The organism is Mesorhizobium sp. M1A.F.Ca.IN.020.04.1.1 (assembly GCF_003997315.1).
Classification (GTDB): Bacteria; Pseudomonadota; Alphaproteobacteria; order Rhizobiales; family Rhizobiaceae; genus Mesorhizobium.
On record NZ_RZSN01000168.1, the window covers coordinates 1 to 12560 of the forward strand.

Here is a 12560-nt window from a genome sequence, read left to right on the forward strand (position 1 = left end):
TCGATCTGCTGCCGCCGCCGGCGCGCCGGCTCGATCGCCGCCACCGCTTGGTCGAGCGTGTCCGCCGGCGGCGGCAGCAGATCGAGCATGCCGAAGCTTTGCCAGCGGCCCGGCGCGTCGCCCGGCCGCTCAAGCTCGGCGGCGAGATCGATCACCGTGCCGAAGCCGTCTGCCTCGGCGGCGTTCGGGAACCGCCCAAGGAAGACGCCGTCGCTGACCGGCACGACCGGCGGCAGCTTGCGCGTCCAGGCCCAGACATTGACCTTGGCGCCCAGGCGATAAGGCCAAAGCAGGATGCGGCTTGCCAGCGACACACGGCCATCCGCCGCCTTCTGGAACACTTTCGCGCCGGCCCCGGCATAGGCGAAGGCGACGATGGCCAGCGCCAGCGAAGGCCATAGGAACAACAAGGCGAGGGCGGAGAAGAAGGCGCCGACCACAGCGCCCGTTAGCGCCAGAGCGGCGCCCAGCGCGTAGTATAGCGCAAGCCGCCATGCCTTGCCGTCGGCAGTCAGGCGGAAACCGGCGAACGGCAGCTGGCCCTGTGCCGGAAAGAGCCACAGGGCAAAGAAGCCGAGCAGCGCGCCGGTCGGGATGTCGATGAAATGATGCTGCCAGGTGGTCAGCACCGAGGCGCCGATCAGAAAGCACCAGCCGTGCCAGAGCCCCAGCAAAGGACCGGCGAGGCGCTGGCGCCCATGATCCCAGATGATCACCAACAGCGCGATATGCAGCGACGGCGCCTGGTTGAACGGCTTGTCGAAGCCGCCGAGCACCGCAAACAGGAAACCCGGCAGGCCGCTCGATTCCGGCCGCACGAAGGTGGCGGTCAACGGAAACAGGATGAAGCAGGCGACGGCGACGATCTGCGCGGTGAGGTAGCGGCCGGCAAGCCGGTCGACGCCCTGGCGGCTGTCGTTGAGCAGGAGCGACAGTCCGTAGAACAGGTTGATCGACCAGTAGGGCACGATGGTCCAGGCGACGAACGGAACATGGTGTTCCCAGGAGAACACGATGCTGCCGACATGGTCGCGAGTCGAGGCGAGCCAATTGGCGAAGCCGTAGGTCGAATAGAAGACCGGCGCGAGGAAGGCGAGCCACAGCGCTGCGCGAAGGACGACATGCCCATAGGGCTCGGCGCTGGGTGAAAGTGGCGGGGGCTCGGCACTGGAAGGCATGCGGCGGTGGTCCTAAAGCCGCCTTGCCAGCGAGACGGTGAAGATGCCCCATTGGTCGATGCGCTGGTCGAGCTTCTCGAAGCCTGCCGCCTCGACCAGCCGATCCATCTCGCCTTGCGTGCGCCGCCGCATCACCCAGGCCTGGCCGCCGCGATGCGAGGTCAGGCTGCGCGCGATCATTTCGAGCTGCGGGTGCCAGGGCTGGTTGGTGTAAACGAGCAGGCTGCCCGGCTGCATGGCGCGGGCAAGGCCGCCGAGCGAGCGCGCAATCAGCGCATTGTCGGAGAAGAGCTCGTAAAGGCCGGAGACGATGGCGAGGTCCGGCGCCGGATCGAGCGCGGCGAGCCCATCGCCGTCGAAGGCGTCGGCGCGCTGGAACGACACGCTGGCCGGCAATTGCCGCTCGGCGATCAGCTTGCGGCCGAGCTCGACATTGAGGTCGGAATAGTCGCGCAGCCGAACGCTGGTCGGTTGCTCCCGGCTCATGTCGATCGCATCGAGGACGTAGCGGCCGTGACCAGACGCAATGTCCAGGATGTTGGTCGGCCGCCCAGCGGCCTTCAGCATTGCCAGCGCCGAGCCGATCAGCTCTTCGATGTGAAGCTTGCGCTGGCGGATGCCGCGCCAACCGATGGCGTCGAGGAAGGTCCGGTCGACCATGCGGCCGATCGGCCCCAGGCCGCGCGGCTCGTTCTCATAGACATAGTCGAGCGTCGAACCGGAATCGAAGCCGGTGGTAACGCCGACCTTCATGCCTTGCGAGAACCAGCTGCCGATGCGGATGAAGGCGCGGCTCATAGCCCAGTAGAGGCCCCTGGGCGAAAGCAGATCGAGCGGCGAGGCGAGGCGGTCGGCCTCGTCGCGCGTGTAGCCGGCGATGTCCGCCTGCTTCAGGTCTACAGCTTCCGCGGGTGCCGCGAACTGCGCTTCGAGGAACGGCCGGATCAGGTCGAGCGCCTTGGCGCGGTCGCGCTCGCCCAGCGTATCGTGGAAGAAGCCCGGCAGCACGTGGCGCTCCTTCGCCCGGCTGCCGAGATTGACGAAGAACTCGTGCTGCGGCGCGTGCCGCACCACCCAGTCGCTGCCCGACAGAAGAAGCTGCGTCGGCACGGTGATGGCGCGCGCATCGGCAACGATGCGCGCCGCGTGCTGATAGAGCTCGACCAGGATGTTCGAGGCGATCGGCCTTGTGATCAGCTTGTCGTTTTCGAAGGAAGCAATGCGCACAGGGTCATGAGTGAGAAGGTTCGCCTTGACGTAGGAATTGACGAAGAAGCGCCCCTTGATCTTCTGCCACAGCGCGATGCCTTCCTTGGCGAAAGGGACATAGAGTTTCACCGAGAAGGCGGGCGAGGCGAGCACCATGGCGCGCAGCTTGGGCGCATAGTCGTGCACCAACGCGGCCGCCAGCACCGCGCCGAAGGACTGCGCGATCAACGCGATGTCCTGCGCGGCAAAGCCGTCCCTGGCGGCGATCTCGCGAATGAAACAGTCGATATCGCGCACCAGCGCGGCGAAAGACGGAGCATAGCCGCGCTCACCGGCAGAGCGGCCGTTGCCGCGCGCATCCCAGGCATAGAAGGCGTAGTCGGGCAGGCTGAGTTCGTCGACGAGATGCGCCATGCGGCCGCCATGCTCGTGTCCGCGATGGAAGAGCACGACCGCGCCCTTGGCCGTGCCCTGCATCGCCGGCCAGTAGCGGTAAAAGATCTGCGTGCCGTCATGGCTTCGGAAGGTGCGTTCCTGCGCCTGCCGCGCAAGGCTTTGCGCCGGCGCGCTGGCGACCTGTTCGTGAAGCATGGTGGTTCCCCCGGACGGCATGGCGAGTCTCGGTGCTCACCCGGTGCTGCCAATAAGACCGGCGCGTATCCGGTTTATGGCGGTCAGCAGCGAAAGCGTAGCCATGGCCGGAAACACAAACGGCGCGATTGCCTCCGGCCAGAGCCCCGCGGCGGCGAGCGCGGCGGCCACGCCGAGCGCCAGCGCTCTGTCGCTCTTGCCGAACGGCCCGGCATAGTTTCGCCCGATCCCGGCGGCGATGCCGAGCACGCCGGCGAACTCGGTGAGCGCCGCGGCGATGGCAAAGGCGACGACGCCCCAGGCGCCGAATTGGGGGACGGCGGCGAACGGCAGGATCAGCGCGAGATCGGAGACGACATCGCAGATCTCGTTGAGGTACATGCCGAGCGTCGAGGCCTGGCCATGCTCGCGCGCCAGCATGCCGTCAATGGCGTTGAGCGCCATGCGCAGGAAAAGCACCAGGGGGATGAGGAAGAGCAGCGGGCTCCAATCGGGGAGGATCGCGATCGCCGATCCAGCCGCGATGGACAGCAGAGCAGCCGCGATCGTTATGCCGTTGGCCGTCACACCCATCGCCGCCAGCCTGTTGACCAGCGGCCGCAGCCTGTCCTGGAAAGCCGGCTTCAGCGCATAGAGCGTCGGCATTGCGATGATCCCCCGATCCTCGCCGCCAGATGTATCACAAACATGCCGAACGGCACCAGCGCAGCTGCTAAAACACTGTGAATCCTAGTCAGTTGGCACCATGCCATGCACCCATTGCCTGAAGACGACGCCGGAGCCGGCGCTCTGTGGCGCTCTCATGCCCGCCTTGGCGAGCTTCGACCATGCAGCCCTGGCATGGCCCCATGCGGTTGCCGGCTTCTGGAACAACGCAGCCACTTGAATAGTAAGCACGCTTATTATATATGCCGCTCATGGTTTCAGATGGCATCGACAGATTGGGATTTTTGATCCACGACGTGCAGCGCCTCATGCGCAAGCGCTTCGAGGCGCGCGCCAGCGGGTTGGGCCTTTCCTCCGCGCAATGGCGGCTTCTCGTCCGCGTCGCCAAGGAGGCCGGTGTCGCGCAGGCGCGGCTCGCGGAACTGCTCGAGATCGAGCCGATCAGCGTCTCGCGCCTCGTCGACCGGATGGAGGAGGGCGGCTGGATCGAGCGTCGCGCCGATGCGGCCGACCGGCGTGTGCGCATGATCTTCCCGACCGAAAAGGCCAACGCGGCCTACGCCGATGTCAAAAGCCTCGCCGGCGAGGTCTATGAGGAATCGCTCACCGGCGTATCGCTGGAGGACCGTCGCATCCTGATCCGGGTGCTCGACACCATCGTGCAGAATTTGACCGACGGCGAGACGTCGTCCCTCGAAAAGATCAAGAATACGGAAGGGCGGGCAGCATGAACGCGGCAGCCAAGAAAGCAGACGACAACGTCACCAAGCTCGAGATCGAGGCGCCGGCGAAGCCGGAGGCTGCGCCGGTCTCCGCGGCAGCGGAGCCGCAGGTCGCACCGGCAGCACCGAAGAAGAAGCGCCGCACCGGCCGCTTCCTTTTGATGGTCGCCCTGCCGCTGGCGCTGCTCGCGGGCGGCGCCTATGTATGGGTCACCGGCGGACGGTACCAGGAGACCGAGAACGCCAACCTGCAGCAGGCCCGGATTTCGATCGCCTCCGATACGGCCGGCCGCATCGTCCAGGTCGGCATTGCCGACAACCAGACGGTCAAGGCGGGCGACCTTCTCTTCGTCATCGACCCCGAGCCTTACAAGATCGCGCTGGCCCAGGCCGACGCGGCTGTCGCCGCCGCGCGGCTCAATGTCGAGCAGCTGCGCGCCGCCTACAGCCAGGCGATGGCGCAGCAGAAGTCGGCCAAGAGCGAGGTCGACTATGCGCAGTCGCAATATGACCGCGCCGCCGATCTCGCCCAGAAAGGCATCAATGCCAAGTCGTCGCTGGACGAGGCCCGCAACGACCTCGACAAGGCCAAGCAGCAGCTTGCGGTCGCCGAGCAGGGCATCATCAGCGCCAAGGCGGCGCTTGGCGGCAACCCCGACATCGAGACCGACAAGCATCCGAGTGTGATGTCGGCGCTCGCCGCGCGCGACAAGGCCGCCTACAACCTCTCGCAGACCACGGTGAAGGCGCCGTCCGACGGCATCGTCTACCAGGCCTCGTCCTTCAAGGTCGGCCAGTATGTCTCCGTCGGCACGCCGCTGTTCGCGCTGGTCGAGACGGATGACACCTGGATCGAGGCCAATTTCAAGGAAACCCAGCTGACCCATATGAAGCCGGGCCAGAAGGCCGAGATCGTGGTCGACACCTATCCGGGCCGGACCTTCGAGGCGACCGTCAAGGCGATCGGCGCCGGCACCGGCGCCGAGTTCTCGCTGCTGCCCGCCCAGAACGCCACCGGCAACTGGGTCAAGGTCACCCAGCGCATTCCCGTGCGCCTGGAAATGACCGACCCCGACGCCAAGATGGCGCTGCGCACCGGCATGAGCGCGACGGTCACCGTCGATACCGGCGTCGCGCGCGGATTGCCGTCGATCTTCGGTCACGCCACGGCCGGCGAGCACGCGCAATAAAGCAAGGTGAAGCCCGCGGGCATGAGCGGCCGCAAGGGAATGCTCTGAAGGGAGGGGTGTGAAAGCCGAGCGTTTGAGGCGAGCCGCGTCGCGGGTCGATCCAAGGCAGAGGCTTTCGACACGGATACGTCGGTCCTCAGGTTTCCGGGCGGCAGGCATCCGCTCCAACCGAGACTTTCGCTCGATGTAACCCCCACATCGATCCTCGCGTCCCACCGCGACGAGGGTCTCAAAGGAAGGCCTCGCCGCCCGGAATCCCAATGTACCCGTTTTTGTTACCTGCTGGAAGTTCAGCACCATGAGCACGCCCGAACCCTTCAAGGAAGTACCGCACCGCGGCCTGATCACGGTCGCGCTGATGCTGGCGACGGTCATGCAGGCGCTCGACACCACGATCGCCAATGTCGCGCTGCCGACCATGACCGGCGACCTCGGTGCCTCGCCCGACAACATCAACTGGGTGCTGACCTCCTATATCGTCGCCGCCGCCATCATGACGCCGGTCACCGGCTGGCTCGCCGACCGCCTCGGCCGCAAGGAGCTGTTCCTGGCCTCCGTCGTCGGCTTCACCATCTTCTCCATGCTTTGCGGCATGGCGTGGAGCCTCGAGACGATGGTGCTCTTCCGCCTGCTGCAGGGTGTGTTCGGAGCGGCGATCGTGCCGCTGTCGCAGACCTTCCTGCTCGATATCAATCCCCGCGAACGCCACGGCCAGGCCATGGCCATCTGGGGCGCCGGCATCATGCTGGGGCCGATCCTCGGCCCGACGCTCGGCGGCTGGCTGACCGAGAATTTCAACTGGCGCTGGGTGTTCTTCATCAACCTGCCGGTCGGCATCCTCGCCTTCATCGGCATGGCCGCCTACCTGCCTGTCGTCGCCAAGCGCGTGCGCAGCTTCGATTTCTTCGGCTTCGCCATGATCTCGCTCGGCGTCGGCGCGCTGCAGCTGATGCTCGACCGCGGCGGCGAGGTCGACTGGTTCTCCTCGACAGAGATCTGGATCGAGCTTGCGCTGTCGATCACCGGCTTCTGGGTGTTCATCATCCACACGGTGACGTCCGAACGTCCCTTCATCGATCCGAAAATCTTCCTCGACCGCAATTTCGTGACCGGGCTCGGCTTCATCTTCGTCATGGGCGTGCTGATCCTGGCTTCGATGTCGCTGCTGCCGCCGATGCTTGCCAACATCTTCGGCTACCCGACCGTCACCATCGGTGTCGTGCTCGGCCCGCGCGGTATCGGCACGATGATTTCGATGCTGTTCGTCGGCCGCATCATGCACAGGATCGACGCGCGTATTCTGGTCGCGATCGGCTTCCTGCTCACCGCGCAGTCGCTTTACACCATGGCGAGCTTCACGCCGCAGATGGACAACTGGCTGATCATCTCTTCGGGCGTCATCCAGGGCCTCGGCATGGGCATGGTGTTCGTGCCGCTCTCGGCGGTGGCCTTCGCCACGCTCGACGCGCGCTACCGCACCGACGCCACCTCGCTGTTCAGCCTTGTGCGCAATCTCGGCTCATCGATCGGCGTCTCGGTGGTTGCGGCGCTGATGGTGCAGAACACGCAGGTCAACCACAGCGAGCTCGGGGCGTTCATCAACCCCTACAACCCCAACCTGTGGGCAACCTCGCCCGCGGCGGCGAGCGGTGATCCCATGGCGCTTTCGCAAGTCGACAGGCTGGTCAACGTCCAGGCGATGATGATCTCCTACATCAACGACTTCAAACTCCTGATGGTGATGACGCTGCTTGCCGTTCCGTTCGTCATCCTGCTGCGCAAGCCGAAGGCCGCGCCCGCGGGCGGCGCGCCGGCCGCGCATATGGATTGATGTTTTGGTGGCGGTCTCCGTGCCAGTCCCAATCACGCTGACATTGCGGCCATAAATGCAGCTCGGTTATGTCCGCCGAATTGACCGCTAAGCGGGCGGCGGCGAACGCAACTGGTTGTCGCTGAGTGTGCAATCGCTACATGCATTGCGGTCCGCAGAGGAGCGTTCCGCTCCTGGTGAAGCCGCTCTGAGGCCACGCCAACGATCGCCCGGCGACGCGCGCCGGCTGGTCAGAATGGATAGCCGCCGGGGTAACGTCCGGCCTGCGGATCAGTGTCCCTGGATGCAAAGAGCACGCGGGCTTTTCCGAAGGCGGCGCTTCAGTTTAACGGCCCAGCACCAGTGCCCAGTAGCGCAGGCTGGGATCGCGGCCGTCGCGCACGTAAGCCAACCCGAAGCGGCTGAAGTCCGGGTCGAGCATGTTGCGCCGGTGGCCGTCCGAATGCATCCAGATGTCGAACAGCTTTTGCAGGTCGAAACGTCCCTCGGCGATGTTTTCGCCCGCGGCGCCGCGCACGCCGTTGCCCTTCATGCGCGAGGCGAAATCCTTGCCCCAGCCGGTCGTGTGGCTCATACGGGCGCGCGACGCCATATAGCCGGCCTGCTGCAGCGCCGCCTGTTCGAGCTGCGTGTCCGGGATGAGCGCCGGCAGTCCGGCCGATGTGCGGATTGTCCTCAACGTGCCTGTGGCGGAGGACGACACGCCGGCGGCTTCGCCGGTCGGCAGCTGGACGCTGTTGCAGGCGGCAATGCCGCCGAGCGCCGCAAGGCCGACGGTCTTGAGCAATGTGCGTCTGTCGAGATGGGGGGAATCGGTGGTCAGGCTGGTCATCCGGCCTCTGATACCGGCGATCGTGGCTTTTGCCGGGCAGCCGATGAAAATCGCGTTATGCGGCGACATCGTCCGGGAGATCGGTTATCATCCCGGCGTTCTAGAAGTGGCAGCCACGGGCGGGCCACCCAGGCGGTGACCGCCCCCCGAGCGATACGGAGGACGGTTATGGCTGGTTTTCATGTCATGGCGGACGCGCAAGGGCTGCATGTGCAGCCCACGGTGCGCCACATCACCACGTCGGATCTATGGGACGCGCTAAGGCTCGGCGCCGAGGATTTCTGGGCCAAGCCTTCGCACTACGTGTTCCTGTGCCTGATCTATCCGGTCGTCGGCCTTATCCTGACGCGGTGGACCTCCGGCTCGAGTGCAATCCAGCTCGTCTATCCGCTGATGTCGGGCTTTGCATTGATCGGGCCCTTTGCGGCGATCGGCCTCTACGAGATCAGCCGCCGGCGCGAGCTCGGCATGAGCAGCCGCTGGCACCACGCGCTCGACGTGCGCCGTTCGCCGGCGCTGCCCTCGATCGCGGCGATCGGCGTCCTGCTTTTCGCGCTCTTCCTTCTGTGGCTGTTCACCGCGCAGTCGATCTACACCAGCCTGTTTGGCGCGGAGCCGCCGGCCTCCGTCGGAACCTTCCTGCGCGACGTGCTGACGACCGGCAAGGGCTGGACGCTGATCATGCTCGGCAACGCTGCCGGCCTCGTCTTCGCGATCGTGGTGCTCGCCACCACCGTGATTGCCTTCCCGCTGCTGCTCGACCGTGATGTCGGCGCCGTCTCGGCGATCGAGACTTCGGCGCGCGCCGTAATAGTCAACCCGCTGCAGATGGCGCTCTGGGGCCTGACGGTCGCGGTGCTGCTGGTGATCGGCTCGATCCCGCTGTTTGCCGGCCTGGCCGTCGTCATGCCGGTCCTCGGCCACGCGACCTGGCATCTCTATCGCAAGGTGGTGGAGCCGCAGGATATCCGGCCCATCCGCCGGCCGATGTAGGCCGCGCCGGCTCGAACAAAGCAGACGGCCCGAAGCGGTTTGCCGAGCCTGGTTCATGAAGATGTTCTTGAGGTCGCTCAAGGGGGCGGCATTCGTGGCCGGGCTTTGGGCTGTCGGCTGCATTGATACTATGCGTGCCAACGCTGACGAGTTGGTGCACTTTGAAAGCGCGGCCGTGAAGCCGACGCCGTTTCAGCAGCGCATTGCGCAACAAAACGGGCGAGCGCTCCAGGCCATTCCTGGCACGCCATTGAATGGGTATCTGACGCGACCGCCGGGTGAGGGGCCGTTCCCGGCGGTCGTCGTTCTCCATGGATGTTCGGGCCTATTCCCAACTGTAGAGAAAACCTGGTCGCAGCGGCTGTCTTCCTGGGGTTACGTCGTACTCGTTGTCGACAGCTTCAGCACGCGCGGTATTCGCGAGACGTGTGATCACGGCCTGCTCGCTGATGGCAGCCTGTTTGCTGATCGCGTTTATGACGCCTACGGCGCCTTGGAGTTCCTGTCCAAATTGAGTTTCGTCGACCCGCAGCGCACAGCGTTGATGGGGTTCTCCGCCGGTGGGATCGCAACGCTCGCGGCCGTGCAACTTGGCGGCGCCGAGCGGCTGATGGATCGCAAGTTCAAGGCGGCTGTCGCTTACTATCCGAATTGTTCGGCTACGAATGGCGACGTGGCGGTCCCGACATTGATCCTCATCGGCGAGCTCGACGATTGGACCCCTGCCAAAAATTGCCGGGAGATGATGGCGCAGCGCAGCGGCAAGGGCAGCGCCGTGCAGCTTGATGTCTTCAAGGGCGCTCGCCACGCCTTTGCCTCCCCGTCATTCAAGACGGGCACCGAGCAGTACGGCCACCGGGTGGAGTACAACGCAGCTGCGGCCGAAAAATCGGCAAGCGACGTCCACACGTTTTTGAAGCAGGCCTTCAGCGGATAACAGCCATAGCCCTGATCATCCGATCTCAGCGCTGCGCTTCGGTCGCCATCTTCAAAGCCAGCGCCGTCAGCACCGTGCCCATCATCCAGCGCTGGACGACCAGCCAGAACGGCCGTCCGGCGAGGAAGGTGGCGATCGAGCCCGCCGTCACCGCGATGATGGCGTTGACGGTCAGGCTGATCGAGATCTGCGTCACGCCGAGCACCAGAAGCTGCGACAGCACATGGCCCTTGGCCGGGTTGATGAACTGCGGCAAGAGCGACAGATAGAGCACCGCCACCTTCGGATTGAGCAGGTTGGTCATCAGCCCCATGACGAACAGCTTGCGCGGCCTGTCCTTCGGCAGCTCGCGCACCTGGAATGGCGAGCGGCCGCCGGGCCTTAGCGCCTGCCAGGCGAGCCACAGCAGGTAGAGCGCGCCGGCAAAGCGCAGCGCGTCATAGGCATAAGGCACGGCGAAGATCAGCGCGGTGATGCCAAGGCCGCGGACACCACATAGAACAGGAAGCCCAGCGCCACGCCGCCCAGCGAGATCAGCCCGGCCCTCGGCCCTTGCGACAGCGAGCGCGAGATCAGATAGATCATGTTCGGGCCGGGTGTGAGCACCATGCCGAGGCAGATCAGCGCGAAGGTCAGATGGTTGGCGGCGTCGGGCATGGCTTGATCTCCAGCACCTGCGGCAGAGAAGGTCCGATGCCGGCGGGTACGGACATGTGCCTTGTGCCGCGCACGAGCGCAAGGGACTTGCCGGCGCCGTTCGTTGCGCCAGGGCGGGCAGTGCCGCAGGCTTTGGCAGCCTTTCTACTCACCGACGATCGAGGCTGCCGGACGAGGCGAGGTTATAGGATCGGCATGACGAAGGACGATCTTCCACGCGCCTTTCTCCCGCCGAAATATAGTGGTGGTTCGAAGTGAGATCGGAACAAGCTTGTCGCTGCCGCCGACCTTGGATCGGACCCGCTCGATCTCGATGATGTAACCCAAATCCGTCGTTGCGTACTCGGAAATTCGGTCGAAGCCGATAATCTCTCCGTCTCGGTAGTTGGTAGCGGCACGGTCCATCGTTTCGGCAGCCTTCTTCCATCCTTTTGCCGGCGGGCCGAATGGATTGGCGATGACGACGTCATCCCGTTGTGAGAAGAGACTTTTCAATGGTTCGGGATTGCCCTTGACGAAGGCATCCAGGGCTAAATGATCCTGCTCGATCAGTTTCGCGAGGTCTGACAGCATCTCAGCATCCTCCGATGAAGGGGAAAGAGAATACTATCTGAAATCAAGCCCCTGATCCTGCCTTTTCGCTTCTTGGCGCGCCGGTGTCAGTTTATGTCCCTTACCCCACCACGCGCAAATTCGATAGCTCGTTCGCAATCTCCTTGAAATTGTCGGACAGCGTCGCGCCGGTTGCATTCCAGAAAAGCTTGGCGGGCTTGCTGGGGTCGGCGGGATCCTTGCGGAAGCGGGAGTCGGATGAGCAGGTCTTCAGAGCGTCCATCGCCTGCTTGTCGCCGGCGTCGGTCGCGGACATGTCGAGCGCAACCGTCATCACCATGATGTTGGCCGCCTTGGCGTGGTCGCAGAGCTTGGCCATCTGCTCGTTGAGCGCGTTGGTGTAGTTGCCCGAGGAATAGTTGAACTGGCCGATGTCGCTGGAGGTGCCGCCGAACAGGCGGGTGACCGAGGTGCCTTTGTAGCCGACGCCGGTATAGCCGTAGGCGGCATAGGTCGATTTGTTGCCGGCCGGATCGGAGTTCACCGTCGAATAGGTGTTCTCGCCGTCGGTAAGCACGATGACGACCTTGTCGTTGCCGCGTTCGGTCTCCGGCCGCCCTTCGGTGAACGGCGCCCCGCTGGAAACGGTGCGCCAGCCCCAGGCCATGCCTTCCGGCACGTTGGTGTTGCCGTTGGGCTGCATCAGGTCGACAGCCGCCTTGATGGCCGCCAGCCCGTCCGCAGTGGTGACGTCGGTGAGCGGCGTGACCGGCGTCGTGGTGCAGCTATAGTTGGGACCGGCGCCCGTTGCCAGCACCGGCGCATTGATCGGCCGCGGCATGAAATATTTGGCCATGTTGGATTGGCGCGTCTTGCCGGTGGTGCTCGACGGATCGTCGTTCCACCAGCTGTTGGCGGCGCCGTAGGTCGCGGGGTTCGGCTCGTCGGGATCCTGCGTCACCTTCCAGTGGTTGCCGGGTTCGTCGGGCGCGAACATCGGCACGAACATGGTCGCCGGGTCGCCGACCCCGATGCCGGTGTTGTTCGGCCCGCCGGACGCAGGCGTATCGTCGACATTGTAAGGGTAGGGACGCACTTCGACGCAGCCCTGCCAGCTCGCGAACGGGCCGTAGGTGTCGTTGTAGTCGTATTCGTTGTGGCTTCGCTTGCAGGTGTTGTTGGACCGGTATTCGTCGCAGACG

At 64.9% G+C, this 12560-nt stretch carries 10 protein-coding genes and 2 pseudogenes; 5 read left to right on the forward strand and 7 right to left on the reverse strand.

Features of this window, described 5'->3' with window-relative positions; genetic code table 11:
- The 3 genes from EOA49_RS25595 to EOA49_RS25605 form a co-directional block, all read right to left on the reverse strand.
- Nucleotides 1-1178 (reverse strand): serine/threonine protein phosphatase (locus EOA49_RS25595; RefSeq protein WP_164749280.1); only part of this gene is annotated, 1178 nt, incomplete at its 3' end.
- Between the two features lie 12 nt (nt 1179-1190).
- Nucleotides 1191-2978, reverse strand: coding sequence for a bifunctional alpha/beta hydrolase/class I SAM-dependent methyltransferase (locus EOA49_RS25600; protein ID WP_164746712.1), 1788 nt, complete (start codon nt 2976-2978; stop codon nt 1191-1193).
- Between the two features lie 36 nt (nt 2979-3014).
- A complete protein-coding gene (locus tag EOA49_RS25605; protein WP_127240138.1) occupies nt 3015-3623 on the reverse strand; it encodes a CDP-alcohol phosphatidyltransferase family protein in 609 nt (202 codons plus the stop codon).
- 272 nt (nt 3624-3895) lie between these two features.
- Here EOA49_RS25605 and EOA49_RS25610 point away from each other — a divergent pair, with 272 nt between their 5' ends.
- From EOA49_RS25610 to EOA49_RS25620, 3 genes are all read left to right on the forward strand, one after another.
- On the forward strand, nt 3896-4375 hold the full coding sequence (locus EOA49_RS25610; RefSeq protein ID WP_095801336.1) for a MarR family transcriptional regulator: 480 nt from the start codon (nt 3896-3898) through the stop codon (nt 4373-4375).
- Nucleotides 4372-5556, forward strand: coding sequence for an HlyD family secretion protein (locus EOA49_RS25615; protein ID WP_127240139.1), 1185 nt, complete (start codon nt 4372-4374; stop codon nt 5554-5556). The genes EOA49_RS25610 and EOA49_RS25615 overlap by 4 nt, the downstream gene beginning before the upstream one ends.
- Nucleotides 5557-5854: 298 nt before the next feature.
- Nucleotides 5855-7387: a DHA2 family efflux MFS transporter permease subunit gene (locus EOA49_RS25620; protein WP_067324872.1), complete on the forward strand. Its 1533-nt coding sequence runs from the start codon at nt 5855-5857 to the stop codon at nt 7385-7387.
- A gap of 325 nt (nt 7388-7712) precedes the next feature.
- Here EOA49_RS25620 and EOA49_RS25625 read toward each other — a convergent pair whose 3' ends face one another.
- Nucleotides 7713-8219 (reverse strand): CAP domain-containing protein, encoded by a 507-nt coding sequence (locus EOA49_RS25625; RefSeq protein ID WP_127240140.1) that lies wholly within the window; start codon nt 8217-8219, stop codon nt 7713-7715.
- 168 nt (nt 8220-8387) lie between these two features.
- On the opposite strand from EOA49_RS25625, the gene EOA49_RS25630 reads away from it, so the two are divergent.
- Nucleotides 8388-9212 carry a DUF2189 domain-containing protein gene (locus EOA49_RS25630; RefSeq protein WP_127240141.1) on the forward strand — a complete coding sequence of 275 codons (825 nt, stop codon included), beginning with the start codon at nt 8388-8390 and terminating at the stop codon, nt 9210-9212.
- Nucleotides 9213-9267: 55 nt separating this feature from the next.
- A complete protein-coding gene (locus tag EOA49_RS25635; RefSeq protein WP_245460797.1) occupies nt 9268-10149 on the forward strand; it encodes a dienelactone hydrolase family protein in 882 nt (293 codons plus the stop codon).
- 25 nt (nt 10150-10174) lie between these two features.
- Here the strand turns inward: EOA49_RS25635 and EOA49_RS25640 are convergent.
- The 3 genes and pseudogenes from EOA49_RS25640 to EOA49_RS25650 all read right to left on the reverse strand — a co-directional run.
- Nucleotides 10175-10806, reverse strand: a pseudogene (locus EOA49_RS25640) (LysE family translocator).
- A 144-nt stretch (nt 10807-10950) separates the two neighbouring features.
- On the reverse strand, nt 10951-11379 hold the full coding sequence (locus EOA49_RS25645) for a nuclear transport factor 2 family protein (protein ID WP_067325104.1): 429 nt from the start codon (nt 11377-11379) through the stop codon (nt 10951-10953).
- A gap of 100 nt (nt 11380-11479) precedes the next feature.
- Nucleotides 11480-12560, reverse strand: a pseudogene (locus EOA49_RS25650) (VWA domain-containing protein); the annotation flags it as partial.